The sequence below is a fragment of the Streptacidiphilus sp. PAMC 29251 genome (assembly GCF_054208735.2).
On record NZ_CM135725.2, the window covers coordinates 4,944,673 to 4,968,492 of the forward strand.

A 23,820-nucleotide genomic window follows, 5' to 3' on the forward strand; every position below is an offset into this window, starting at 1 on the left:
TGAGCTTCCCAAGCGACGTTGGGCCTCGTCCTGTGTCACAAAGGTCTCCCCGAATTTGGGGTACAAGCCGTTCGTGGCCTTGAGCTGATCCTCATACTCGCCTCGGGACATTCCTCGGTAGAAGGTCTCGTGGGGCGAGAGTCCCAGGGGGTCGGTCCAGGCATGCGGATTGTTGACGTAGGTGTCGGGGTTGGGTGCGGGGATGAGTCCGAGGGGGTCGGGGCTGGTGTAGCGGGCGGTCTCGGGGTCGTAGTAGCGGTTGAGGTTGTAGTGGAGGCGGGTTTCGGGGTCGAAGTACTGGCCGGGGAAGCGGAGGGGGGTGTAGGTGGTGCTGTCGGCGGGCCAGGTGGTGTTGCCCCACAGAGTGGGGGTGGCCTGCCAGGCGGTGGTTTCCGTTGCCGGGTCGATGAGTTCGGTGGGTGTGCCGACCAGGTCGGTGACGATGGCGAAGAAACGGCGGTCGATCTGGTCCTGGGTGGTGATGGTCTCGGACTGGGTCAGCGGGGTGAAGCCGTCGTGGTCCCAGGTGAGGGTGTGCGGGCCGGGGAGGTAGGGGGCGTGGGTGGTCTGCTCGGCGAGGGTAGGACCGTCCCAGGTGAACTCGGTGCGTTCGACGACGGTGGTGCCGTCGGCGTCCAGGCGCAGTTTCGCGGTGCGGCGGCCGAAGGGATCGTAGAGGTAGCGCCAGACGGTGCCGTCGGGGGTGGTGACGTGGGTGAGGTGGTCCTCGGCATCCCAGGTGTAGTGCCAGGTGTCAGGTTTGCGGGAGAGCCGGGTGACCTGGCGCAGGACGGTGCGGCCAGCCGGGTCGTACTCGTAGCGAACCCGTCCTGCGGTGGCGAGTTGAGTACCGGTGTAGGTGCGGGCGCCTAGGGCGGGGCGGGTGGCCCCGGTGGCGGGCCAGTGGGCATCGGTAAGATTGCCGGCCGGGTCGTAGGCGTAGGTCTCGGTCGAGTCGGCGGCGTGGACGGCGGTGACACGCCCCGCAGCGTCGAGCTCGAAGCGGCGCTGCCCGGTGCGTCCGTCGTCGACGCCGGTGAGGCTGCTGTCGGCTCGGTAGTGGTACGCGCGGTGAGTCAGCGGTGAGGTGCGGGTGCCCAGGCTCTGGCCGGTCAGTCGGTGTCGGGTGTCCCAGACACTGGTCAGGGTGAGCGTCTCGCCGATGGTGCGTTCGAGTTCGCGGCCGAGTGCGTCATGGGCGAAGTCGAGGCTGCCGCCGGAGGTCCGCAGCGCGGTGGGCAGTCCGGTAGCGCTGTAGGTCCATTCGCTGGTGTGTCCGCCCGGGGTAGTGCGGCGGGTACGCCGGCCCAGAGGGTCGAGGGTGTTGACCAGGGTGCGGCCGTTGCTGGTCTCGGTGAGCAGGGAGCCGAGCGGATCCACGGTGCGGACCAGGTCGGCGTCAGGGCCGGTGGCGCGCAGGAGGTGTCCGGCCGGGTCGTAGGAGTAGGCGGTGACCTGTCCGGCGGCGTCCTTGACGGTGGTCCGGCCGAGGTCGTCGTAGGTGTAACGGGTCTGCTGGCCCAGCGGGTTGGTGGCAGAGGTGAGCTGTCCGGCGGCGTCGTACTGGTAGCTGACGGTACGTCCGTTGAAGTCGCTCTCGGCTGTCAGACGTCCGGCCGGGTCGTAGGTGTAGTTCCAGGTACGGCCCAGGGCATCGGTGACGGTGGTCAGTTGCATGTGGGCGTCGTGGGTGAAGGTGATCCGCGCGCCGTCCGCGCCGGTGCGGGCGGCGAGGGTCTCGAAGTGGGTGTACTCGTAGCTCGTGGTCCGGCCGGTCTCATCGGTGCGGGCGAGCAGGTTGCCCTCGGCGTCGTAGGTCCAGTGTTGTTCGCTGCCGTCCGGTGCGGTGTGGGAGGCCGGGTAACCCTCGACGGTCCAGGTCAACCGGGCGGTGTTGCCCAGGGCATCGGTGACGGCAGCCGTGCGACCGAAGGCATCCCGCTGGTAGCGGGTGGCGGTCCCGGTCGGACCGGTCACCTCGACCGGGAGTCCGGCCGGGTTGCAGCGCACCAGGGTGGTGCTGCCCAGGGCGTCGGTGATCGAGGCGAGATGCCCGTGTTCGTCGTAGCCGTAGCGGGTGGTGGCACCTGTAGGGTCGGTGACCGAGGTGCGTCGGCCGGTTTCGTCGTAGGTCTGCTGCCAGACAGCGCCGCCTGCTTCCACGATCATCGAGGGCAGGCTCAGGGTGCCCTCGTAGGAGGCGGTGGCCTGGGTCCCGTCGGGGCGAATGACCGTGACCAGGTCGCCCGCGCCGTCGTACTGATAACGGGTGGTTCGGCCCAGCGGATCGGTCTGGGCCAGCAGGCGGTCGTAGTCGTCGCGTTCGTAGCGGGTGGTGTTGCCGAGCGGGTCGGTCTGGGCGGTGATCTGGGCGTGCTCGTTGACCTCGTAGCGGGTGGTGTGGCCCAAGGCGTTCGTCTCGGTGTGGATTTTGAGGCCGGTGGCGGGGTTGGCCTCGCCGTAGCTGAAGCGGAAGCGCAGCGAGCCGTCTGCGCCGCCCTCGTCCAGGACCCGGTTGAGGTGGTCGTAGGAGTAGGTGTAGTGGCTGTCGTTGCGGTCGGTCCAGGACACCACCCGGCCCTGGGGGTCGTTGGCGAAGGACATCGGCAGACCGGAGGAGTTGCACACCTCGCTCAGGTGCCCGTCGGTGTAGCCGTACCGCATGATCGTCCGGTCCGTGCCGTCGTCGCCCGCACCGGCCAGCAGCAGCTTGGTGACCCGGCCCGCGGTGGTGGTGACCTTGAGCCGGTAGCCGCCCGAGTGCTGGATCTCCAGCGGGGTGCCCTGGCCGTCGTATCGGTAGTCGATGCGGTGGCCGTGGCGGTCCCGTACCTGGGTGAGCAGCGCCTCGGTGCCGCCCGGTTGTGCGGTGAACTCACGCACCAGTCCGGTGGAGCGCTCGGTCAGGGTGTAGCAGCGGGCCTGGGCGTCGACGGCCAGGTCCAGGCGCTGTCCGGCGCTGGCCTGGACCGGGGGCTGTCCAGGTTCCGGGTGGGGGTAGGCCTGCGTGATCCGGTTGGGACGCAGGTGGACCACTCCCTGGTCGTCGACCTCCAGGCGCTCGTCGAAACTGCACACCCAACGGGGCCCCATCCAGCGACCGGCCTGGTAACCGGACTCGAAGCAGCGGGTGAACGCCAGTGGGAGGGAACCGGGCAGCGTGATGTCGGTCTGGTCGATGAACATCCGGCCCGTCGCCATGTCGACCGGCTCACCGCCGCCACACACCGCGTCGTCGGGACGCCCCGCCTCACGCGGGTCGGCCACCTGCTGACGGCCGGCCCCCCTACCCGGTTCGTCGCCACCGCCCGGCTTGCTACCGGTTCCTCCGTTGCCCTCGGCCGGATGCGGATCGGTGACCTCGGGCTTGCCGTGCTCGGCAGCCTTGCCCAGGTCATCGACGGTCTTCGCCTCGTTCTCCGCGACATGGTCCGCGACCTGACCGGTCTTCTGCTCGGTCTCCTTGAGGATGTCGTGGTAACCGGTGGCGAAGTCCTTGGCCAGCCCCTGTTCGGCCTTCTTCGCCGCATCTTCCAACGCGTGCGCGATCTGACCGCTCATTCGTACCCCCGTACGCCCCACGTCCCCGACGTTCCGTCACAAACACGCTACCAAGGACGACAAGCTCGTTCGAATGAGTGCACGAAAACGGAGTGGCCTGGGTGACCGCGTCAGCTCCGCTGGTGGCCGCCGTTCGAACGGCGAAGCAGTACCTGACGTACGTCAGCGCCGGCCCGTTCCAGTACGCGATCGCCGAGGCCCTACGGCTGCCCGACTCCTACTACGACGGCTTCCGCGCCGATCTGCTGCGCAAGCGCGACCTGCTGGACGCCGGGCTGCGGGCCGCCGGCTTCGAGGTCTACGAGCCGCAGGGCACCTACTTCATCACCACCGACATCACCCCCTTCGGCGAGAAGGACGCCTACGCCTTCTGCCGAGCCCTGCCCGAACGCTGCGGCGTCGTCGCCGTCCCCAACTCCGTCTTCTACGACGACCCCGAGGCGGGGCGCAGCCAAGTCCGCTTCACCTTCTGCAAGCAGGACGATGTCCTCACCGAGGCAGCGGCCCGGCTGCGGCGTCTGGGAGTGTGAACCCGGTTCACTGGACCGGGACCTCCAGCAGTCGGCCGTGTTTGTGCGCGGTCGTGGGCTAGCCCCGCTGCGCCCGAAGCGCGGCCGTGGCCCCGCGGAACTCCTGGAGGGCCGAGAGAAAGTCGACCCTGCCCGCGTCGGCCTCGGGAAGTCCTTCGGCATGGGACGCGGAGAACCGCTCCGCTGCTTCGAGCAGGGCGGCCAGGAGCTCCGACCGGGAACAGACCGCCACCAGACCCGCGCGGTTCAGGATGGAGATGCCGTTCCGGCCGGCTCGGAAGTCCAGGCTGTAGGACGAGTCCGCGCCGGTGAACGCCAGGTGCGACCTGTTGCTCCGCACGAAGTCGGATACCTGATCGAGGAGCAGGGCCACCGACAGGTAGATCATCATGCCCTGGTCCGGGACCTGCCCGGCCGAATGCGCCGAGCCATGCTGCCCCGAGCAGACCATGTCCCCCAGGTCGAACCCGCTGGCTTCGCCCTGTCCTGGTCGCACGGAGAATCGGAATTCAATCATGGGGTATGCGACTTTCCTACGGGGAAGAACGTGATGATGCGATTTCCGTCGGCCGAGTCGACGATGAGACGGTACCGCGCCCGCGTTCCATTGACGACCATGCGCTTCTCGAATGTCTGGACGGTTCGCGCGGGATCGCTGACACGTGTCCCCTTCTGCAGCACCTTCTTCGCCGCCGCGTCGACCTGGGCCCGCGTCGTGGTGGGTGGCATCAGATCGCCGTGGCCTCCAGCGCTCGTCCCGGAGATGTGGCGTTCGTCGATGTGCTGCCAGCCCTCTTTGGGTGTTCCGTCCTCCATCCGTGGAGAGTCATGGCAGAGGGTGAGTCCAAGGGGGTCGGTCCAGCTGAGGGGATTGGGTACATAGCTGTCCGGATTGGGGGCAGGAGCGAGGCCGAGCGGGTCCGGGCTGGCGTAGCGGGCCGTTTCGGGATCGTAGTAACGATGGACGTTGTCATGGAGACGGCTTTCCGGGTCGAAATACTGTCCCGGGAACCGGAGCGGCGTGTAGGTGGTGCTGTCGCCCGGCCAGAAGGTAGCCCCCCAGAGGCTGGAGGACGCCCGCCAAGCGACGGCCTCGGTCTCCGGATCGACGAGTTCGGTGGGGGTTCCCACCAGATCGGTGACAATCGCGAAGAACCGGCGATCGGTCCGCTCCTGGGTGGTGATCCTCTCCGTCCGGGCCAGCGGATGGAGTCCGTCGTGGTCCCAGCTCAGGGTGTGCGGGCCGGGAAGGTACGAGGCGTAGGTCGTCTGCTCGACGAGGGTGGAACCGTCCCAGACGAACTCGGTGCGCTCGGCCACCGTGCTGCCGTCCTCAGCCAGCCGAAGCTTGCTGGTGCGGCGACCGAACGGATCGTACAGATAGCGCCAGCGGGTGCCGTCAGGAGTGGTGACCTGGACCAGATTGTCCTCGGCGTCCCATCAGCTGGGTACCCGAGTAACGGCGGGCGCCCACCGCCGGGCTGGTCGCCCCGGCTGCCGGCCAATCCGCTTCGGTGACATTTCCGGCCCGGTCGTAGGCATAGCTCTCGGTCCAGTCCGCAGCCCGGACAGCGGTGACGCGACCGGCTGGATCGAGTTCGAACCGGCGTGGCCCGGTCAGTCTGTCGTCGACGGCGGAGAGCTGGCCGTCGGCTCGGTAGCGGTACTCACGATGGGTCAGCGCCGGAGTGCGACCGCTCAGCGTCTGGCTGGTCAGCCGTTGGTCCGCGTCCCAGGTGCTGCTGAGCGTCAGAGTCCCACTGATGGTGCGTTCGGTCTCACGGCCGAGGGCGTCGTAGCCGAAGCCCAGACTCCCGCCGGTGGTCAGAAGTCCCGAGGGCAGACCGGACGCATCGTAGGTCCACTGGCTGGCGTGCCCTCCGGGGGTGGCCCGATGGATGCGGCGGCCCACCAGGGCGAGGGTGTTGACCAGGGAACGGCCATTGCTGGTCTCGGAGAGCAGCGATCCGAGCGGATCCACCGCGGTCCCGTGGGAACGGTCAACCGTAGAAGGACCTCGACGGCGTGGCCGCCGATGATGTTCAGGATCAGCTCGAACAGGGTGGCCGGGTCGCCTTTCCGGATCAGCTCCCACACCCGATCGGAGCCGGGAAGCGCCGCTCATGTGAAGTTCAGCCCCGCTATGCCGCCCGAAAAGGTCTGGGCGTGGCCCTGGACGGTCTGGGCGTGCTGGGCGAAGACCTTCGCGTTGGCCCGCAGGTCGTCCGGGTGGACGGTGAAGCCGTCGCCGGGGCCGTTGCCGGAGACACCGAGCATGTCCTCCAGCGCCGAGTACGTCATGCCCGCGACGGCCTTGGTGATCACACCCAGCAGCGGCGTCAGCGCCGCCTCCACCACCTGCGCGATGATGTACTGGATCAGCTGCTGCTCAAGGAAGTCCACCGCCTTCTCGGCCGCCTCCACCACCAGCGCCTCGGCCGCCTCGGCCAGACCGAAGGTGGCCACCGCGGCGGCCTGGTCGGCGACGAAGGAGATCGCCAGCAGCGTCAGCTCACCGATGCACTCCAGCTTCATCGCCACGATGTAGTCCGCCGCCGCGTCCAGGGCGGTCGCCAGCGCATGGCACGCGGTGAGCAGGTCGTTCATATGGCCGTTCGACAGGTGCGCCCACTTGGACACCAGCAGGTCGTAGGAGTTCGCCTGGTACGAGGCGCCCATCGCCTTGACCGTGCCGGTCGCCTGCTCATGGGTGTCCTCGATGTTTGTCGCGAAAGCACGCACGTGCGTCGCGAAGGTACGCACCGAATCCTCGTTCACCTGGGGCCAGTTCACCCCGATGAACTGCAGGAACGACACCACCTCACCCGGCAGCTCGATCGCCATACGCACCCCCGCACGCCACAAGCACCCCGACATCCCGCCATGAGCACGCTACCAACAAGCACAAGCCCGTCCGCAGGGGTGGTGTGTCACCCTTGGGGGGTGAGTGCCAGTCCGGCCTTGACCGGCGACGCCCAGCCCTCGAAACTGCGGCAGTTGCGGCAGCTGCGGCTGTCCAAGGACGCCATGGACCGTGATTGGGCCGAGCCCATGGACCTCGACGTGGTCGCCGCGCACGCGGGCTATTCGCGCTATCACTTCGTCCGCGTCTTCAAGGCCGTGTACGGGCAGACGCCCGGGCAGTATCTGAGCCGCCGCCGCATCGAGCGTGCGGAGGACCTGCTGCGCACCGCGGATCTGTCGGTCACCGAGATCTGCACGCTGGTGGGTTTCACCAGTCTGGGATCCTTCTCGTCGAGTTTCCGGAAGCACACCGGCCTCACCCCGAGTGAGTACCGTGCCCGGCATGTCGGACAGGGGTCGGCGCTGATCCCCGGGTGCTATGCGCTGCTCTGGCACGGGAGTTTCAAGGGGCTGCTGCAGCGCAGCACCGAAGAACGCAGTACCGAGGAGCGCAGCACCGAAGAACGCAGCGCCGAAGAGCGCAATTCTGGAGAAGCCCCGTAAGGCGGCGGTAGCTACGGTTGGTCGCAGCTGGTTGGGGCGAACGGCGCCCGGCCGAATCCAGGGAGTCAGCCATGATCAAGGGCTTGTCCATTGCCAATGTCTGGGTTCTCGACCACGACCGGGCCAGGACGTTCTACACCGAGAAGCTGGGGCTTGAGGTCCGTACCGATATGACGATGGGCGAGGGCGGAATGCGCTGGCTCACCGTCGGCGCCAAGGACCAGCCGGATCTGGAGATCACGCTGATGGTCCCGGGGCCGCCGGCGCTCGATCCGGAGTCCGCCGAGGAGCTGAAGAAGCTGGTGGCCAAGGGCGTGCTGGGGGCCGGCGTCTTCGCCACGGACGACATCCAGGCCGACTACCGGGCGATGACGGCCCGCGGCGTGGAGTTCCTGCAGGAACCGCAGGAGCGGCCGTACGGAACCGAGGCGATCTTCCGCGACGACTCCGGCAACTGGTTCTCCTTCACCCAGCGCAACGAGCAGCTCGACCTCGACAAGGACTGGAGCTGACGGCCGTCGATCAACCGACCCGGGCGGCGATGGTCCGGGCAGCGATGGTCCGGGCGCACGCCACGGACTCCGCCTTCGACGTGTCCACCTCCGGCAGGACTGCCTGCAGACACCGGGCGATCCCGGACTTTCCCGAGCTGGATCCGCCGTTGAGAACGATCACTTGAGTCGTCATCGCGCCACAGTAGAGGGGTCACCGCGATGCGTGAAACGGAATTCCCGGGGTTGGCTGTCGCACCATGGAGACGTCGATCGGGTCCTGGGCCTCCACGGTGAAGCCGTGGCGTTCGTAGAGGCGGCGGGCGGCGCTGCCCTGCAGGACGTGCAGGCGGACCGGCGTGCCGGCGGTGTCGGCCCGTTGCAGCAGGGTGCGCAGGACGGCTGAGCCGAGGCCCCGGCCCTGGAGGCCGGGGTCGAGGTAGAAGTGCTCCAGCCACTGCCCGTTCTCGACCGGTCGCAGGGCGACGCAGCCCGCGAAGGCGTCGTCGGCCAGGATGACCGACGTGTGCGGCGGGGAGAAGGAGTCCCGGAACCGCTGCCGGACGCGGTGCTGGTCGAAACGGCCCAACCGCTCCAGATCCGGCCGCATCACCACGGCCCGCAGCTCCGCGATCAGCTCGACGTCGGCCGGGCTCGCGGAACGCAGCGCCCACTCCCGGGGGAAGCCGGTGATGTCGTTCGGCGGATCAAGGTCGACGTCCATGGCGGCATGGTACGTCGCGGATCCGGTCCGTACGTTCCGGGGTTCCAGGGGGCCCGCGGGGTGTCCGGGTGGCTTGCTAGGGTCGGCAGCGCACCGGGTCAGGGCGGTCCGGCTGGTTGGGGGAGGGCACCTGTGGGTCTGGTGGACCGCATTCGCGGAGAGTTCATCGACATCGTCGAGTGGACGGACGACAGTCGCGACACCATTGTCTGGCGCTTCCCGCGCTACGAGAACGAGATCAAGATGGGCGCCCGGCTGGTCGTCCGGGAGTCGCAGACCGCCGTCTTCGTCAACGAGGGCCGGATCGCGGACGTCTTCGCGCCCGGGACCTATGAGCTGGAGACGCAGAACCTGCCGCTGCTGGCGACCCTGAAGGGCTGGAAGTACGGCTTCCACTCGCCCTTCAAGGCCGAGGTCTACTTCGTCAGCACCCGCCAGTTCACCGACATGAAGTGGGGCACGCAGAACCCGGTGATCCTCAGGGATCCCGAGTTCGGGATGGTCCGGGTGCGGGCCTTCGGCGCGTTCGCCCTGCGGGTGAGCGACCCGGCCGCGCTGCTGCGTGAACTCGCGGGCACCGACCCGCAGTTCCGCACCGAGGAGGTGCAGGAGTACCTGCGCCAGCTGATCGTCGGACGGCTGGGCAACGCACTCTCGACCGCGCAGGTCCCGCTGCTGGACCTGGCCGGGCGCCAGGACGCCATCGGCGCTCAGCTCGCCGGGGTCCTCACCGCGGAACTCGCCTCCTCCGGCATCGCCATCCCCAGGTTCGTGATCGAGAACATCTCGGTTCCGCCGGAGGTCGAGCAGGCCATCGATACCCGCTCCAGGATGGGCATCGCTGGCAATCTGGATGATTTCACCCGGTTCCAGGCCGCCAACGCGATCGAGACCGCGGCGGCCAATCCGGGCGGGGCGGGCGAGGGCCTCGGGCTCGGCGTCGGCATGGCGATGGGCCAGCGGATCGCGGCGAGTCTCGCACCGGCTCCCGTACCTGCTGACGCGCCGGCACCGGCACAGGCCCCCGCACCGGCCCCCGCACCGACAACCGGCCCGCCGCCGCTGCCGGTGCAGGCCGAGTGGTATCTGGGCGCGGACGGACGGCAGTTGGGCCCGTTCGAGCCGTCCGGGCTGGCCGCCCAGGTCAGCGCCGGGGTGCTGAACCCCGGCACGCTGGTCTGGAAGGCCGGCATGGCCGCCTGGCTGCCGGCCGGGCAGGTCCCGGAGCTGGCGCAGCTGCTGGCCCGCACCCCACCGCCGCTGCCGCAGCCCTGAGGAGACCGAGACCATGAGCGACTACAACGGGACCTCTCCGGCTGCCCCCGACACCGCCTGGGCCTGCGAGTCCTGCGGCGCCGCGCTGCAGTTCGCGGCCGGCACGGCGGCGCTGGACTGCCCGTACTGCGGGCACCGGCAGGGCATCGCCGCGGTGCCGCGGCAGGTGCGCGAGCATCCCTTCGCGGAGCTGGCGCAGCTCCCGGCGAAGCCGATGGCGCTGCCGGGCGGGGTGAAGACCTTCGTCTGCCCCGGCTGCCGGGCGGTGACCGAGAGCGACGCGCTGTCCGACCGCTGCCAGTTCTGCGCGACTCCCCTGGTCGCCGACGCCTCGCTGACCGAGCGGGTGGTGCCGGAGGCCGTGGTGCCGTTCGCCCTGGACCGGAACGCGGCACGTGACGCGCTGCGGAAGTGGACCTCCTCGCGCTGGTTCGCGCCGTCCAGTCTGAAGAAGGTGAGCGAGGCCGAGACCTTCAAGGGGACCTACCTCCCGCACTGGACCTATGACTCCGACACCCGCTCCGACTACCGGGGTGAGCGCGGTGAGCACTACTACGTGACCGAGACGTACACGGTCACCGTCAACGGCCAGACCGAGAACAGGACCCGCCAGGTGCGGCACACCAGGTGGTGGCCGGCCGGCGGGACGGTCCAGCGGTTCTTCGACGACGTGCTGGTGGCGGGGACCACGACCGTGCCGGAGAAGCAGCTCGACAAGCTGACCCCCTGGCCCCTGGAGCAGGCCGTCCCGTACCAGCAGGAGTACCTGGCGGGTTTTCAGACCCTGCGCTACGACGTCGAGCCCGAGCCCGGTCTGGAGACCGCGAAGCAGCGGATGGCCACGGTCATCGAGCAGGACTGCCTCCAGGACATCGGCGGCGACGAGCAGCGGTTGCACCGGGTCGACACCAGCTACTACGCGACCGCCTTCAAACTGCTGCTGCTGCCGGTGTGGTTCCTGACGTATCTGCACGCGGGCAAGCCGCTGCAGGTGATGGTCAACGCCCGCACCGGCGAGGTCATCGGCGAGCGGCCCTACAGCGCGGCGAAGATCTCCGCGGCGGTGCTGGCGGCACTCGTCGTGATCGGCATCGTGGTGGCCGTGCTGAAGTTGAGGTCGCCACACTGACCAGTGCCCTCGCCGCCCGGCGGCGAATACCCGAACCGGCCGACGGCTCCGCCGGGGCCGCGGCCGCGCGCTCGGCCGTACTCGCAGCCGTACGGCGGGTCGGTGCGGCGGTGGGCGGGTACCTGGCCGCGCGGGCGGTCGGGCTGCTGGTGCTGCTGGTGTACGCGCACAGCCGGCACACCTCGCTGTTGGCCCGGCTGGGCGGCACCTGGGACGCGGGCTGGTACGTACGGATCGTCAGAACCGGTTACGCCGTCTCCAACGGGCTGATCGGCAGGGACGGGATCCCCTACTCGCCGCGGGCCTTCTTCCCGCTCTACCCGGGGCTCGCCGAACCCCTCTACCGGCTGCTGCCGGTCAGCGCCGGCACCGCGCTGGTGCTGGTGTCGGCGGTGTCCGGGGCCGCCGCCGCGGCCGGCGTCTACGCCTGCGCCGCGCACAGCCACGGGCACCGGGCCGGGGTCGTCGCGGCGGTGCTGTGGGGGGTGCTGCCGCTCGCGGCGGTCGAGAACATGGCCTACTCCGAGTCGCTGTTCACCGCCTTCGCCGCCTGGACCATGTACGCCGTGCTGACCCGCCGTTGGCTCTGGGCCGGGACACTGTGCGTGCTGGCCGGGCTGACCAGGCCGACCGCGATGGCGATCACCGCGGCGGTCGGGGTGGCCGCCCTGGTCGAACTGCGGCGGACGTACCTGCTGCGGCGTGACGGCGGCGCGGAGGACGGCGCGGAGGACGGCGCGGACGGAGGCGCGGTGGGCGGCGCGGCGCCGGACGGCTGGTGGCGTCCGCCGGCCGCCGGGCTGCTGGCTCCGCTGGGCTGGGTCGGCTACATGCTGTGGACCGGCTGGGTCGAGGGCTCCTGGGGCGCGTACTTCCACATCCAGGACGCCTGGGGGTCGAGCTTCGACGGCGGCCTGTCGGCCGTCCGCCGCCTGGTCCACCTGGGGTCGGGCGCGCCGCCGGGGCCGGCCGCCGGGGCGGGCCCGGCGGCGGCGTCCGGACCGGCCGGCGCGGCCGTGCAGCACGCCCCGCAGATCAGCACGGCGGTGACCGTGCTCACCGTGGTGGTCATGGTGGCGACGCTGCTGGTCTGCCTGGCGCTGTTCGCCGTCACCGCGGCCCGGCGCCAGCCGCTGGTGCTGCTGGTCTACAGCGCCGCGCTGCTGGTCATGGACCTGGGGAACGCCTCGTCCAGCCCGCCGCTGGCACGGTTCCTGCTGCCCGCCTTCGCCCTGCTGTTCCCGCTCGCGACCTGGCTGGCCGACCGGCGGCCGCGCTGGACCGCGGCCGCCGCGCTGGCCGCCTGCGCGCTGCTGTCCGGCGGGTACGGGATCGTGGTGGTCTTCGTCGGTGGCGCACCCGCGTGAGGCGCCCGCCCCGGGCGCTGGACTAGACCTTGAGGTACTTGCGGAGGGTCAGGAACGCGGCGATGGAGGCCATGCCCACGCCCAGGACCAGCATCAGCGGCATCACTTCGAACACCGGCCGCCAGCCGATGAAGGTGATCAGCTTGATCTGCGATCGGAGGAAGTGGTCGATCAGCAGGTACTTGCCGAGCGCCAGCATCCCCGACGCCAGGATCGCGCCGACCACCGCCGCGAACGCGGCCTCGGCGATGAACGGCATCTGCACGTAGTAGTTGGACGCGCCCACCAGGCGCATGATCCCGGTCTCGCGTTTACGGCTGAACGCCGAGACCCGGACCGTGTTGACGATCAGCAGCATGGTCACCGACAGCATGATGCCCATCACCACCAGGGCCACCACCTGGGCTCCGTTGAGCAGTTTGAACAGCGGTTTCAGCAGCTCGCTCTGGTCCTCGGCATAGGCCACCCCCGGTTGCCCGTCGACCAGGTCGGTGACCGCGACATACTGCGCGGGATCCTTGAGCTTGATCCGCAGCGCGCCGTTGAAGGCGTCGAGGTTCACATAGGCGGCGAGGCCGGTCTTTCCGTACTCCTGCTTGTACTCCGCCAGTTGCTGGTCCCCGGTCTGGGTGTAGATCTTCTCGATGATGCTGTCCTTGGCCAACTGGGCTTTCACAGCGTCGATCTGACTCTGCGTCGCCGGACCCGAGGCACAGTTCTTGTGCTGCGGGTTGGTCACGTCGTCCTTGGCGCAGAAGTACACCGAGACCTCGACCCGGCCGATCCAGAACTGCTGCATGCTGTTGACCTGGTCCCGCAGCAGCAGCGCCGCCCCGGCCAGGGACAGCGACAGCGCGACGCTGATGACGACTGCGATGGTCATGGTCAGATTTCGGCGCAGACCGATGCCTATCTCCGATATGACGAACTGTGCTCGCATGACGTCCTGTCAGGTCGGTCGGGTACGGATCAGCGCAGATCCAGTAAGGGGCATCCGGTCGCTCAGTGTAGGCGGAAGAATGTTCGGGCGGCCCGGCAATGCAGAACCTTCGCACACAGTTCTCATGATCGAACACAGCGCGACAGAAAGTGCGACAGAAGGAAGGGCCGGTACGCCCGAGGCGTACCGGCCCTTCCCTTGTGGTCATCTGCGGGACCCGACGGGTCCGGGTGCTCAGCCCTCGGCGGAGTCGCCCTCGGCCGAGTCGTCACCCTCGGTGTCGTCACCCTCGGTGTCGACGGCCTGGGCCAGGCCCAGCCGCTCGGCGAGCCAGGCGTCGAAGCTGACCGCGGCCTGGGTCCAGTTGGCCGTCATCGCCACGAAGTAGTTGACGTTGACGCCCATGCCGACGATCATCTGCGACTCGCCGATGACCCGGACCACGCCGTCGTCGTGGGTGTGGGTGTAGACCTTCGGCCAGAGGGTCTCCCGGTTCCACTCGTCCAGGGCTTCGAGCAGCTCGGCCTTGGAGTCGATCGAGTGCGGGCGGTCGTAGAAGGCACGGACCGCGAAGAGCTCCTTCTGCTCGCCACGGAACATGTAGTACACGCGGAAGCCGTCCCAGGGGGCGAGCAGGTCGCCTTCCTCGTCCACCGCGTGCTTGAGCTCCATCTGGTGCAGCAGCTGGGTGACCAGGTCCTGGTCAGGGATGATCACCGGCGGCGGGCCTTCGTCGCCCGTCGGCTGCGGCTGCTGCTGCGGCGCCCCGAAGAAAGGGATGGAAGACGGGTCGATGCTCATGTTGGCCGAGTTTCCCTTCGAATGGACTTACCACCACCATCCTGCCTCATGCCCGTGTGCCTGGCGAAGCCGTCACCCCTTCTTCACGAAGGACGCCGCCGCCGGCGCCGCGTCCGCCCGGTGGACGGTGAGGTGGTCCGCCCCCGGCTCGGCGTCGACCTCGACGGTGTCGCCGTCCCGGACCGTGCCGCCCAGGATCGCCCGGGCCAGCTGGTCGCCGATGGCCGACTGCACCAGCCGGCGCAGCGGACGGGCGCCGTACGCCGGGTCGTAACCGGTCAGCGCCAGCCAGTCGCGGGCGGCCGGGGTGACCGTCAGCGTGAGCCGGCGGTCGTCGAGCCGCTTGGCCAGCGAGGCGACCTGGAGGTCGACGATCCGGGCCAGCTCCTCCATGCCCAGCGGGTCGAACACCACGATGTCGTCGAGCCGGTTCAGGAACTCAGGCTTGAAGGCGCTGCGGACGGTCTCCAGCACCTGCTGCTTCTTGGTGGCGTCGTCCACGGACGGGTCGGTCAGCCACTGCGAGCCGAGGTTGGAGGTGAGGATCAGGATGGTGTTGCGGAAGTCCACCGTCCGGCCCTGGCCGTCGGTGAGCCGGCCGTCGTCCAGCACCTGGAGCAGGATGTCGAAGACCTCCGGGTGCGCCTTCTCCACCTCGTCCAGCAGCACCACCCCGTACGGGCGGCGGCGGACCGCCTCGGTCAGCTGGCCGCCCTCCTCGTAGCCGATGTAGCCGGGGGGCGCGCCGACCAGCCGGGCGACGCTGTGCTTCTCGCCGTACTCGCTCATGTCGATCCGGACCATGGCCCGCTCGTCGTCGAAGAGGAAGTCGGCGAGGGCCTTGGCCAGCTCGGTCTTGCCGACCCCGGTCGGGCCGAGGAACAGGAACGAGCCGGTGGGCCGGTCCGGGTCGGAGATGCCGGAGCGGGAGCGGCGGACCGCGTCGGAGACGACCTGAACCGCGGCGGTCTGGCCGATCAGCCGACGGCCCAGCTCCTGCTCCATCCGCAGCAGCTTGGCGGTCTCCCCCTCCAGCAGCCGGCCGGCCGGGATCCCGGTCCAGGAGGCCACCACGTCGGCCACGTCGTCCGGGCCGACCTCCTCCTTCACCATGGACGCGCTGGTGGCCTCGCTGCGGGCGTCGTCCTGGGCCTCGGCCAGCTCCTGCTCGGCGGCCGGGATGTCCGCGTACATCAACCGGGAGGCGGTGGTGAAGTCGCCGTCGCGCTGGGCCCGCTCGGCGGTGCCGCGCAGGTCGTCCAGGCGCTCCTTGAGCTCGCCGACCTTGTTCAGGGTGGCCTTCTCGGCCTGCCAGCGGGCGGTCAGCCCGGCCAGCTGCTCCTGCCGGTCGGCGAGGTCGCGGCGGAGCCGGTCAAGACGGTCGACGGAGGCCGCGTCGGACTCCTTGGCCAGCGCCATCTCCTCCATCCGCAGCCGGTCGACGGCGCGCTGCAGCTCGTCGATCTCCACCGGGGAGGAGTCGATCTCCATCCGCAGCCGGGACGCGGCCTCGTCGACCAGGTCGATGGCCTTGTCCGGCAGGAAGCGGGAGGTGATGTAGCGGTTGGACAGGGTCGCCGCGGCGACCAGGGCGGCGTCCGAGATCTGCACCTTGTGGTGCGCCTCGTAGCGGGACTTCAGGCCGCGGAGGATGGCGATGGAGTCCTCGACGGTCGGCTCGCCGACCATCACCTGCTGGAACCGGCGCTCCAGCGCGGCGTCCTTCTCGATCCGCTCGCGGTACTCGTCCAGGGTGGTCGCGCCGACCATCCGCAGCTCGCCGCGGGCCAGCATCGGCTTGAGCATATTGCCGGCGTCCATGGCGGAATCCCCGCCCGCGCCCGCGCCGACGAGCGTGTGCAGCTCGTCGATGAAAGTGATGACCTGGCCCTCGCTCTGCTTGATGTCCGCGAGCACGGCCTTCAGCCGCTCCTCGAACTCGCCGCGGTACTTCGCCCCGGCGACCATGGCGCTGAGGTCCAGCGAGACCAGGCGCTTGCCGCGCAGCGACTCGGGGACGTCCCCGGCCACGATGCGCTGGGCCAGGCCCTCGACCACGGCGGTCTTGCCGACGCCGGGCTCGCCGATCAGCACCGGGTTGTTCTTGGTCCGGCGGCTGAGCACCTGGACCACCCGGCGGATCTCCTGGTCCCGGCCGATGACCGGGTCCAGCTTGCCGTCGCGGGCGGCCTGGGTGAGGTCGGCGCCGTATTTCTCCAGCGCCTTGTAGGTGCCCTCGGGATCGGCCGAGGTGACCTTGGCACTGCCCCTGACCTCCTTGAACGCAGCCAGCAGGGTCTTCGCGGTGGCGCCCTCGGCCTTGAGCGCGTCGGCCACCGAGCCGCCCTCGGCGGCCAGGCCGACCAGCAGGTGCTCGGTGGAGACGAAGGCGTCGTCCAGGTCGGCGGCACGGGCGCCGGCCTCGTTGAGGGTGTTCACGATCTGCCGCGACAACTGCGGCGCGGAGACGGTGGACCCCTGCGCCGAGGGCAGCGCGGCGGCCTGCCGCTGGATCACGGAGCGCAGCCGGGCCGGATCGGCGCCGACGGCCTCCAGCAGCGGTCCGGCGATGCCCTCGGGCTGCTCCAGCAGGGCGAGCAGCAGGTGCACCGGGGTGACATCGGGATTGCCCGCGCTCGACGCCCGTCGGATCGCCGCCGACAGGGCTTCCTGTGCCTTGGTGGTGAGCTTGCTCGCGTCCACGCTGATGTGTCCTCCTGTGCTCGGCGGTCGTGCCTTGTCCTGCCAGTGTCAGCATGACGTAAGTTGAGTCTATTCCACTCAAGGCCGTTCCGGGGGCACAGCCCTCGAGCACAGGGGGACGGCAGCCGTCAGTCGTGGTGCTCGATCCGCTGCAGGTGGTCCACGCAGACCGCGACGCAGAGCAGCAGCGGCACGTCCTGGCCGTCCTCGATGTCGATCCCGTAGGTGTCGCGGAAGGAGAACCACTTCCTGGAGACCCGGGCGACCCGGTGGCCGCCCTCGTCGTCGATGTCGAACTCGTGGTCGAGGAAGTCGCCGTGCACCTCGAACTCACGGCCGTCGGCGAGCTGCGCCTCGTACTTGTCGCGGAACGGGGTGAACAGCTTCTTCTTCACCGTGGCGAGGGTCTCGCCGTCGCGCTCGATCCGCATGGCGTCGCGGACGCTGACGATCTTCTTCTTGATCACCGCGACCTTGACCCCGGCGGTGTCCTTCAGTTCGAAGGTGTCCGAGACCCGCAGCACCTTGCCGTCGACCAGGAATGCCTTGTCGCCGTGCTCGGTGGTGATCCAGTGATCGTCGCCGACCGAGAACATCCGATCCCGCATCAGGAACTTCATGACGTCTTCGCCTCCGGGTTTCGTCCTACACCGAATAGGACGCTTTCCCTCCGGAGGGAGTTCCTACCGCGTTCCGATCCCCGACCACACGTCAGGTCGCTTCGGCTCAGGTCCTGAAGGTGAAGTTCTGCCAGGGGCCGGCGGTGCTGAGGTTGGCGGTGTCGGCGGCGCTGTGCGCGTAGCGGGCCGAGAAGCGGTAGAGGTGGCCGGCGGCCCTGGGCAGGGTGAGCGTGCCGGCCGCGGTGCTGCCGGAGTTCAACTTCTGGCAGGAGGTGCTGATCACGGTGTGCCAGGCGCCGGCGGAGTACTCCTGCACCTGGAAGTAGACGCACTCGCCGGTCTTGTTCGGTGCGACCCCCACCGCGATCTTCGGGTGCGCGGTGTGGTGGTACACCCGGTACAGGGTCGAGCCGCGGTGGGTGCTGGTGTAGTAGCCGGCCTGGGCCTCGGCGAGCTGGGCGTAGGCGTAGCCGACCGCGCTCGCCGTCGCCGGGGCGGTCCGGTAGTCCCCGGCGAAGGAGACCGTGAACACGGTGCGACGGGTGATCCTGTAACTGGCCGTCAGCTTGCCGTGGGCATCCACCGTGCCGGTCCTCACCAGCACCTTGGCGCCGCCGTACGGCTGGGCGTAGATCGACAGGGTGCGCCCGTTGTAGCTGGTCCCGAGGTGTGCGGTCACGGTGGCCGTGGCGCCGTAGCCGTAGTCGGCCGCGTTGGTGGCGAGGGAGACCGCGGTGGCGGCGCGGGAGACCTGCACGGTGGTGGGCTCGGTCACCGCGCTGTGGGTGGCGTCGCCGGGGTAGGACACCGTGTAGACATTGGGGCCGCCGGTCTGCGGGGTGTCCTGGAACGACAGGCTCCCGTCGGCCGCCACCACGGCCGTACCGAGGCTGTACCCGTTGGGATGGGCCAAGTCGGTCTTGGTGATCTCGACGTTCTCGTCGGCCGCCGCGTACGGCTGATAGGGATCGTCGGTCAAGTTGCCGGTGATGGTCAGCTGGGCCGCGCGGTTCGCGGAGGACGGCGCGTGCAGGGTGAGCCCGGGGGTGTCCGGCTGGAAGCTCACCGAGGTGCTCGACGCCGAGGCCTCCAGGGTGGCGTTCCCGGCGAAGGTCAGGTCGTAGCGGAAGTGCAGGCCGGGGCCGGGCACATCGCTGACGGTGAAGGTGTGGGTGACCGGGTCGATCGGGGCGTCGGGCAGTTCGGTGGACTGCTGGGTGTCCGTGTCGACCCGGGTCACCTGGATCGTGCTGCCGGGCGGCACGATGCCGACGCCCAACTCGGTGAAGAGCGTGCCGCTGAAGACCACCCCGGACGGACCGACCTTGCTGAGGTCCGAGGCGGGGATGTCGGTGGACAGCTTGGACACGGCCAGGTGGAGCGAGGCCGTGGACGGCCGGTGCGTCGGGTCGCCCGGGTAGCTCACCTGGTAGCTGTACGAGCCCACCGCGTTCACGGTGTCATTGATGGAGTACGAGCCGTCCGCGCCGACCGTCGCGTCCGGCAGCGCGGTGCCGTCCCGGGTCACCTGCAGCGCGGCCCCGACCGGGGTGGCGCCCTTCGTCGTGAGCGTGCCGGAGAGCGTGAACTGCTGGGTGGGGACGGGCCAGCCGACGACGGCCAGGCTCAACGCGGTGTCGGTGAGCCGGGGGTTGCTCAGGACGTTGAGCGTGTAGCCGCCGGCGGAGTTCCTGGTCACGGCGTACAGCGACAGGCCGTCCCCGTTACCGCTGCCGCTTCCGTCCCCGCTCCCGCCCCAGGCCAGGCCGTCGGGGGCCAGCGTGCTCGGGGTGAAGGCGAAGCTGCTCATCGGCTGCTTGCCGCTGGCGGTGAGCCACACGTCCGGGCCGGAGGCGATCTGGCTGCCGGTGGCGATGGTGCCGTCGGCGGCGAGCGCCACCGCGTCCGGCCCGTAGGTCGCACCGCCGGCGTAGCCGCCGGGGGTGGCCGACAGCAGCGTCGACGTCAGGAAGGAGCCGACCTGGAACTGCTGCGGCGCGGCGAGCAGCACTCGGCTGCCGTCGGCGGTGACGGCCATGGAGGCGGCGGTGCCGCCGTAGACGAGGGTGTCCGCGACGGTACGCGGGGAGGTTGCGGTTGCGCCGGTACCGGTGGTGGTGCCGGTGGTGGTGCCGGTGACGTCGAAGGTCGCCACGTGGCTGAGGCTGTCGTCGGGCTCCTCGGCGGCGAGGATGCCGCCTCCGGTCGCGAGGACGGGCGCCTGGGTCCAGTGGGACATGGCCGGCTGCGGCGTCGCCACCGGAGCGGAGGCGGCGGTGTCGATGTCCCCGATGCCGCCCGCACCGGGCGAGGTGCCCGCCGGGGCCGCCTTGGTGTAGCCGTACCAGAGAGTGGTGCCACCGGTCAGGGCCAGGGACGTCGGCGCGCTGCCTGCACCGGTCGGGTAGCGGGTGGTCTCCGCGAGCGTCGTGGTGTCGATCGCCGCGATCGCGTCCCCGCCGGACAGGGCCGCGTACAGGGTGGCCCCGTCGGCGGAGAGGACGAGGCCGGTCGCCCCCGCCTCACCCGGGATGGTGCCGACCTGGTTCCCGGACAGGTCGGTGACCAGGATCGAACTGCTGCCCGCGCCCTGGCTGAAGAACAGGTGCTGATGGGCGGCGTCGACCACCAGATGGGAGTAGTTCGACACCGCTAGCACGGTCGAACCGTCGGCCTCCGCCGGAGCAGCGGTGATCCCGAGGGTGCTGACAGCCCCGGCGACAACGGATACGACCGTCGCGAGGGAGACCTGGCGGAGACGCATGGAGCTCCTGTGAAGTGCGTGACAGAACAAGCACGCGGAGACTAGCGCAACCCACCGACACCCACGCCACGGGCCCTACGGCCGCCCGGGCCGCCTGGGCCGCCCGGGCCGCCCGGGCCGGCACGTCAGACTCCCGGGGCCGTGCGGGATGCGATCTATTCGACCGCGAAGGGGGTGTACCCGGAGGGCACCTCGTTCACCTGGAGCTCGGAGAAGACCAGGGTGAGGTCTTGCGCGTTGGTCTGGATGCGGACCTCGTGGAAATCGACTCCGACTGCCTGGGACCAGGTCCGGGCGCTCTCCGAGTCGGGAACGACCTGGGCTCCCGGATAGAGCATGTGCCACTTCACGCCCCAGACGTAGCCGTCGAGGTCGACACCCGTCTCCTAGTCGGTGAGCCGATCGTCCAACGACTCGCGCCAGGAGGTCGCCCGGCGGGGGTCTAGCCGAGATGGGGCGCGGGCCGGTGCTCGAGGAAGTGTTGCAGCCTCAGCCGCTGGGTGTGGTGCATGGGCAACGTCGGCCATTCCTCGGCCGCGACAAAGCGGAGCTCTGTCGACTCGTCGGAGACGGCCGACTGCCCGCCGACGACGCGCGCCGTGAAGCAGATGTTGAACTGCCGGCGCACTTCCCCGTCGCTGTAGGCGATCACATGCCGAGGGTCGGTGTAGGTGCCGACCAGGCCGGTGTTTGCAGGCACCGGAGTACGCGCGGGCCGTGTTCGCCCGGAAGGGCCTCACCGAGGAGCAGTTGTCTCGGGCCGTCCCGCCTCGTCTCCGTCTCCAGGCTCCCGAACGTGGATGTACAGGTGGTGCCTCTCGCCGGCTGCCACGCCGATGTGCCAGGGCACTCGTTCGTCATCCGCGATGACCGCTCCGTGACCGTTGAGACAGTGCACGCCGAGCTGATCGTCACCGACCCTCGGGACATCGCCACCTACGTATCCAAGTTCGATGGATTCGCAGGTGAGGCGCTGTCCGGTGACGACATGCGGGTCATGGTGGAGAGCATCCGGGACGGCTTCTTGCGGGAACAGGAAACACCCTGGATTCGGCCGGCAATGCGCCCGGATGCTGAGCCCCACCACTGCATCCCGCAAGGAGGGCGACAGCCCATGGCCGATATTGAGAATGACCCGTACCGGCTGGCCATCGTCGCCGCTGAACGTCTGCGGGCGGCTCTGGCGATACACGGCCTTGGGATTCCTTCCCTGCGCGGCAGCCGCCCGGCGCGTGACGTCCCGTTCGTGGAGTTGGGCGGCTGCTCAGCTGGCGTGGCCGAAGCGCTTGCCGCCGTTCTGGAGAAGGTGGAGACCACATGACCGTCCCGGCACCGGCTCGCCGCTCCGGGGCGTGCAAGTACGACGATCACCCGGCCATGCACACCGTGTGCCCCGGGGTGTTCATCCACTACCCGCTGACGGCGAGTCCGGAGCAGCGCCGGTGCGCATGCCCGTGCCACACGCCAGAGGGGGTGCACATGCGACGGGACAGGACAGTGAAGGCAGGGCGCGCTGATGGGCACCACGACTTCTAGCCTTCTGCTGTCTGAGACTGGTCGCATCAGCACCGATCGTTCGCTGTTTCCACCACGCCGACTACGTTGCCTGTTCGAAATTTCAGTCGCCGACCACAAGCGGGACCGAGGACAGAACTCCCGCGACGAAGGCGATGCGCGCGTTGTCGGAGCCTTGGCTCCTGGCAAGGCGAAGCGCCTTCTGGGCCTGCTCACTGCGTCCGGCGCGCATGAGGGCCACAGCCAGGGTGCAGTAGGCCATGGAACGCCGAAGGGGCGCACTCCCGACCCGGACGGCAACCCTGGCCTCATCCACGGCCAACTCCGCATCGCCCGTGACCAGGTAGTACAGGCTTCGCAGATCACTGCCCGAGGTCACCTGAGCCCGAATCCACCGATGAATGACCTGTCCGAGGCCTGGACATAACGACGCGGATGCCCTCTGACCTGGGACGATGGGACTTCCTACAGAACCAAGTCGCCAGAACGAGAGAACATCCGCGAGATGCAATCCTGCCATGCCGCCACAGCGGTTTCCGCCGTCTTCGACGAGCCGAACCTGATCGCCGATGCCGGGCTGCTGTCGCTGGTCCGGCTGGCCGAGCGGGCCGGCCTGCGGCAACTGGCCGCGTCCGCGCTCCGCATCGAGGGCGCCGACAACAGCGGCGGAGCCAACCCGGCCGCCAAAGTGATGTCGCTGATCAGCGCGATGTGCGCGGGCGCGGACAGCATCGACGACGCGGCGCGGCTGCGGCACGGCGCGATGGACCGCGCCTTCACCTCGGTCCGCGCGCCCTCCACCCTGGGCACCTTCCTGCGCTCCTTCACCCACGGCCACAACCGCCAGCTCCACCGCGTTCACCGCGACTTCCTGGCCCGACTGGCCCGCAGCACCCCACTGCTGCCCGGCGCCGACACACTGATGTTCATCGACATCGACCCCACCCACCGCCGCGTGTACGGCCACGCCAAGCAGGGCGCGCAGGTCGGCCGCCTCAAGGGCCAGCGCACCCTGCACCCGATCCTGGCCACCCTGTCCACCCCGATCGCCCGGCCCGTGATCGGCGCGGTCCGCCTGCGCCGCGGCAAGGCCGCCGACGTCCGCGGAGCCGAGAGCTTCGTGAGCGAGGCCCTGGCCATAGCGAAGGAGACCGGCGGCACCGGGATCCGCCTGGTCCGCGCGGACAGCAAGTTCTACACCGCCGACGTGGTCGCCGCCTGCCGCCGGGCCGGCGCCCGATTCTCCCTGACCACCGGCATGAACCCCTCCATCGCGGGCGCGATCTCCCGCATCCCGCAGGAGTCCTGGACGGCGATCCGCTACCCGGACGCCTTCGTCGACCCCGACACCGGCGAGATGGTCTCCGACGCCGAGGTCGCCGAGATCCCCTACACCGCCTTCACCGGCCGAAGGAAGTCCGAGCACGTCACCGCCCGGCTGATCGTGCGCCGGGTCCGCCGATTGAACGCCGAAGTGGCCCAGGGTCAGGGCGAGTTGTTCACCGCCTGGCGTTACCACCCCGTCTTCACCGACAGCTCCTTCGCGGTGCTGCAGGCGGAACTGCACCACCGGCAGCACGCCGTGGTGGAGCAGGTGATCGCGGACGGGAAGTCCGGGCCTCTGGCCCACCTGCCGTCCGGGAACTTCCAGGCCAACGCCGCGTGGCTGACCCTGTGGGCGATGTCGCACAACCTGCTGCGGGCCGCCGGTGCGCTGACCTCGGTCTTCCACGCCAAGGCCACCACAGCGACCCTGCGCGCCCACCTGGTCCACGTCCCGGCCCGGCTCGCGCGCACCGCGCGCACCAAATTGACGGTGCATCTGCCCGAGCACTGGCCCTGGCGCGACGCCTTCACCGCCCTGTTCGAGGCCGTCCACTCCCCACCGCCGCGCCCGGCGGCCTGACCGCCACAAGATCCCGCACCGCGACG

Annotated in this window: 15 protein-coding genes and 8 pseudogenes; 8 read left to right on the plus strand and 15 right to left on the minus strand. The window is 69.6% G+C overall.

Going from position 1 to position 23,820, the window contains the following annotated elements; translation table 11 throughout:
• Positions 1-132 precede the first annotated feature (132 nt).
• Together ACXKR8_RS23240 and ACXKR8_RS23245 are read right to left on the minus strand one after the other, a co-directional pair.
• Positions 133-420 (minus strand): annotated as a pseudogene (locus ACXKR8_RS23240) (RHS repeat-associated core domain-containing protein); the annotation flags it as partial.
• Between the two features lie 2,607 nt (positions 421-3,027).
• Positions 3,028-3,561, minus strand: a pseudogene (locus ACXKR8_RS23245) (DUF6531 domain-containing protein); the annotation flags it as partial.
• A gap of 92 nt (positions 3,562-3,653) precedes the next feature.
• Between ACXKR8_RS23245 and ACXKR8_RS23250 the strand changes: the two are divergent.
• Positions 3,654-4,091, plus strand: a pseudogene (locus tag ACXKR8_RS23250) (aminotransferase class I/II-fold pyridoxal phosphate-dependent enzyme); the annotation flags it as partial.
• Between the two features lie 58 nt (positions 4,092-4,149).
• Here ACXKR8_RS23250 and ACXKR8_RS23255 read toward each other — a convergent pair.
• The 3 genes and pseudogenes from ACXKR8_RS23255 to ACXKR8_RS23265 form a co-directional block, all read right to left on the minus strand.
• Entirely contained in the window at positions 4,150-4,608 is a 459-nt protein-coding gene (locus ACXKR8_RS23255) for a hypothetical protein (RefSeq protein WP_458274799.1), read from the minus strand.
• A pseudogene (locus ACXKR8_RS23260) lies at positions 4,605-5,772 on the minus strand (RHS repeat-associated core domain-containing protein); the annotation flags it as partial. The pseudogene ACXKR8_RS23260 and the gene ACXKR8_RS23255, both read right to left, overlap by 4 nt.
• 440 nt (positions 5,773-6,212) lie before the next feature.
• Entirely contained in the window at positions 6,213-6,935 is a 723-nt protein-coding gene (locus ACXKR8_RS23265; protein ID WP_458274800.1) for a WXG100-like domain-containing protein, read from the minus strand.
• Positions 6,936-7,118: 183 nt separating this feature from the next.
• Here ACXKR8_RS23265 and ACXKR8_RS23270 point away from each other — a divergent pair, with 183 nt between their 5' ends.
• Both ACXKR8_RS23270 and ACXKR8_RS23275 read left to right on the plus strand, forming a co-directional pair.
• On the plus strand, positions 7,119-7,559 hold the full coding sequence (locus ACXKR8_RS23270) for a helix-turn-helix transcriptional regulator (protein WP_458275069.1): 441 nt from the start codon (positions 7,119-7,121) through the stop codon (positions 7,557-7,559).
• Positions 7,560-7,630: 71 nt separating this feature from the next.
• Positions 7,631-8,071: a VOC family protein gene (locus tag ACXKR8_RS23275; RefSeq protein ID WP_458274801.1), complete on the plus strand. Its 441-nt coding sequence runs from the start codon at positions 7,631-7,633 to the stop codon at positions 8,069-8,071.
• An 88-nt stretch (positions 8,072-8,159) separates the two neighbouring features.
• Here the strand turns inward: ACXKR8_RS23275 and ACXKR8_RS23280 are convergent.
• Both ACXKR8_RS23280 and ACXKR8_RS23285 read right to left on the minus strand, forming a co-directional pair.
• Positions 8,160-8,246: pseudogene (locus ACXKR8_RS23280) on the minus strand (phosphotransferase-like protein); the annotation flags it as partial.
• A gap of 18 nt (positions 8,247-8,264) precedes the next feature.
• Positions 8,265-8,774 carry a GNAT family N-acetyltransferase gene (locus ACXKR8_RS23285; protein WP_458274802.1) on the minus strand — a complete coding sequence of 170 codons (510 nt, stop codon included), beginning with the start codon at positions 8,772-8,774 and terminating at the stop codon, positions 8,265-8,267.
• Positions 8,775-8,906: 132 nt separating this feature from the next.
• Between ACXKR8_RS23285 and ACXKR8_RS23290 the strand changes: the two genes are divergently transcribed.
• The 3 genes from ACXKR8_RS23290 (at position 8,907) to ACXKR8_RS23300 (ending at position 12,545) form a co-directional block, all read left to right on the plus strand.
• Positions 8,907-10,049, plus strand: a complete 1,143-nt coding sequence (locus ACXKR8_RS23290; protein ID WP_458274803.1) for an SPFH domain-containing protein — start codon at positions 8,907-8,909, stop codon at positions 10,047-10,049.
• A gap of 13 nt (positions 10,050-10,062) precedes the next feature.
• Positions 10,063-11,178: a TFIIB-type zinc ribbon-containing protein gene (locus tag ACXKR8_RS23295; protein ID WP_458274804.1), complete on the plus strand. Its 1,116-nt coding sequence runs from the start codon at positions 10,063-10,065 to the stop codon at positions 11,176-11,178.
• Between the two features lie 110 nt (positions 11,179-11,288).
• Positions 11,289-12,545 carry a glycosyltransferase family 39 protein gene (locus tag ACXKR8_RS23300; protein WP_458274805.1) on the plus strand — a complete coding sequence of 419 codons (1,257 nt, stop codon included), beginning with the start codon at positions 11,289-11,291 and terminating at the stop codon, positions 12,543-12,545.
• 22 nt (positions 12,546-12,567) lie between these two features.
• Here ACXKR8_RS23300 and ftsX read toward each other — a convergent pair whose 3' ends face one another.
• The 7 genes and pseudogenes from ftsX to ACXKR8_RS23335 all read right to left on the minus strand — a co-directional run.
• Complete coding sequence (ftsX, locus tag ACXKR8_RS23305; RefSeq protein WP_458274806.1) at positions 12,568-13,485, minus strand: permease-like cell division protein FtsX; 918 nt, start codon at positions 13,483-13,485, stop codon at positions 12,568-12,570.
• Positions 13,486-13,719: 234 nt separating this feature from the next.
• Positions 13,720-14,286, minus strand: coding sequence for a type III secretion system chaperone family protein (locus tag ACXKR8_RS23310; RefSeq protein WP_458274807.1), 567 nt, complete (start codon positions 14,284-14,286; stop codon positions 13,720-13,722).
• Positions 14,287-14,358: 72 nt separating this feature from the next.
• The gene (clpB, locus tag ACXKR8_RS23315; protein ID WP_458274808.1) at positions 14,359-16,989 is read right to left on the minus strand and encodes an ATP-dependent chaperone ClpB; all 2,631 of its coding nucleotides are present in this window, start codon (positions 16,987-16,989) and stop codon (positions 14,359-14,361) included.
• Positions 16,990-17,117: 128 nt separating this feature from the next.
• The gene (locus ACXKR8_RS23320) at positions 17,118-17,609 is read right to left on the minus strand and encodes an LURP-one-related/scramblase family protein (RefSeq protein WP_458274809.1); all 492 of its coding nucleotides are present in this window, start codon (positions 17,607-17,609) and stop codon (positions 17,118-17,120) included.
• A gap of 106 nt (positions 17,610-17,715) precedes the next feature.
• The gene (locus tag ACXKR8_RS23325) at positions 17,716-20,373 is read right to left on the minus strand and encodes a YncE family protein (protein ID WP_458274810.1); all 2,658 of its coding nucleotides are present in this window, start codon (positions 20,371-20,373) and stop codon (positions 17,716-17,718) included.
• Positions 20,374-20,528: 155 nt separating this feature from the next.
• Positions 20,529-20,804: pseudogene (locus ACXKR8_RS23330) on the minus strand (YxiG-like protein); the annotation flags it as partial.
• 11 nt (positions 20,805-20,815) lie between these two features.
• Positions 20,816-21,061: pseudogene (locus ACXKR8_RS23335) on the minus strand (NUDIX hydrolase); the annotation flags it as partial.
• A gap of 78 nt (positions 21,062-21,139) precedes the next feature.
• Between ACXKR8_RS23335 and ACXKR8_RS23340 the strand changes: the two are divergent.
• Positions 21,140-21,415, plus strand: a pseudogene (locus tag ACXKR8_RS23340) (Scr1 family TA system antitoxin-like transcriptional regulator); the annotation flags it as partial.
• A gap of 576 nt (positions 21,416-21,991) precedes the next feature.
• Here the strand turns inward: ACXKR8_RS23340 and ACXKR8_RS23345 are convergent.
• Positions 21,992-22,267, minus strand: coding sequence for a hypothetical protein (locus tag ACXKR8_RS23345; RefSeq protein ID WP_458274811.1), 276 nt, complete (start codon positions 22,265-22,267; stop codon positions 21,992-21,994).
• 126 nt (positions 22,268-22,393) lie between these two features.
• Between ACXKR8_RS23345 and ACXKR8_RS23350 the strand changes: the two genes are divergently transcribed.
• Positions 22,394-23,794: an IS1380 family transposase gene (locus ACXKR8_RS23350; RefSeq protein ID WP_458266600.1), complete on the plus strand. Its 1,401-nt coding sequence runs from the start codon at positions 22,394-22,396 to the stop codon at positions 23,792-23,794.
• Positions 23,795-23,820: the final 26 nt, after the last annotated feature.

Coding starts and splice junctions, on each gene's coding strand:
- ACXKR8_RS23350 (WP_458266600.1), top strand. CDS start 22,394: ATGCAATCCTGCCATGCCGCCACAGCGGTTTCCGCCGTCTTCGACGAG.
- ACXKR8_RS23320 (WP_458274809.1), bottom strand. CDS start 17,609: ATGAAGTTCCTGATGCGGGATCGGATGTTCTCGGTCGGCGACGATCAC.
- ACXKR8_RS23325 (WP_458274810.1), bottom strand. CDS start 20,373: ATGCGTCTCCGCCAGGTCTCCCTCGCGACGGTCGTATCCGTTGTCGCC.
- ACXKR8_RS23265 (WP_458274800.1), bottom strand. CDS start 6,935: ATGGCGATCGAGCTGCCGGGTGAGGTGGTGTCGTTCCTGCAGTTCATC.
- ACXKR8_RS23295 (WP_458274804.1), top strand. CDS start 10,063: ATGAGCGACTACAACGGGACCTCTCCGGCTGCCCCCGACACCGCCTGG.
- ACXKR8_RS23310 (WP_458274807.1), bottom strand. CDS start 14,286: ATGAGCATCGACCCGTCTTCCATCCCTTTCTTCGGGGCGCCGCAGCAG.
- ACXKR8_RS23275 (WP_458274801.1), top strand. CDS start 7,631: ATGATCAAGGGCTTGTCCATTGCCAATGTCTGGGTTCTCGACCACGAC.
- ACXKR8_RS23270 (WP_458275069.1), top strand. CDS start 7,119: ATGGACCGTGATTGGGCCGAGCCCATGGACCTCGACGTGGTCGCCGCG.
- ACXKR8_RS23255 (WP_458274799.1), bottom strand. CDS start 4,608: ATGATTGAATTCCGATTCTCCGTGCGACCAGGACAGGGCGAAGCCAGC.
- ftsX (WP_458274806.1), bottom strand. CDS start 13,485: ATGCGAGCACAGTTCGTCATATCGGAGATAGGCATCGGTCTGCGCCGA.
- ACXKR8_RS23285 (WP_458274802.1), bottom strand. CDS start 8,774: ATGGACGTCGACCTTGATCCGCCGAACGACATCACCGGCTTCCCCCGG.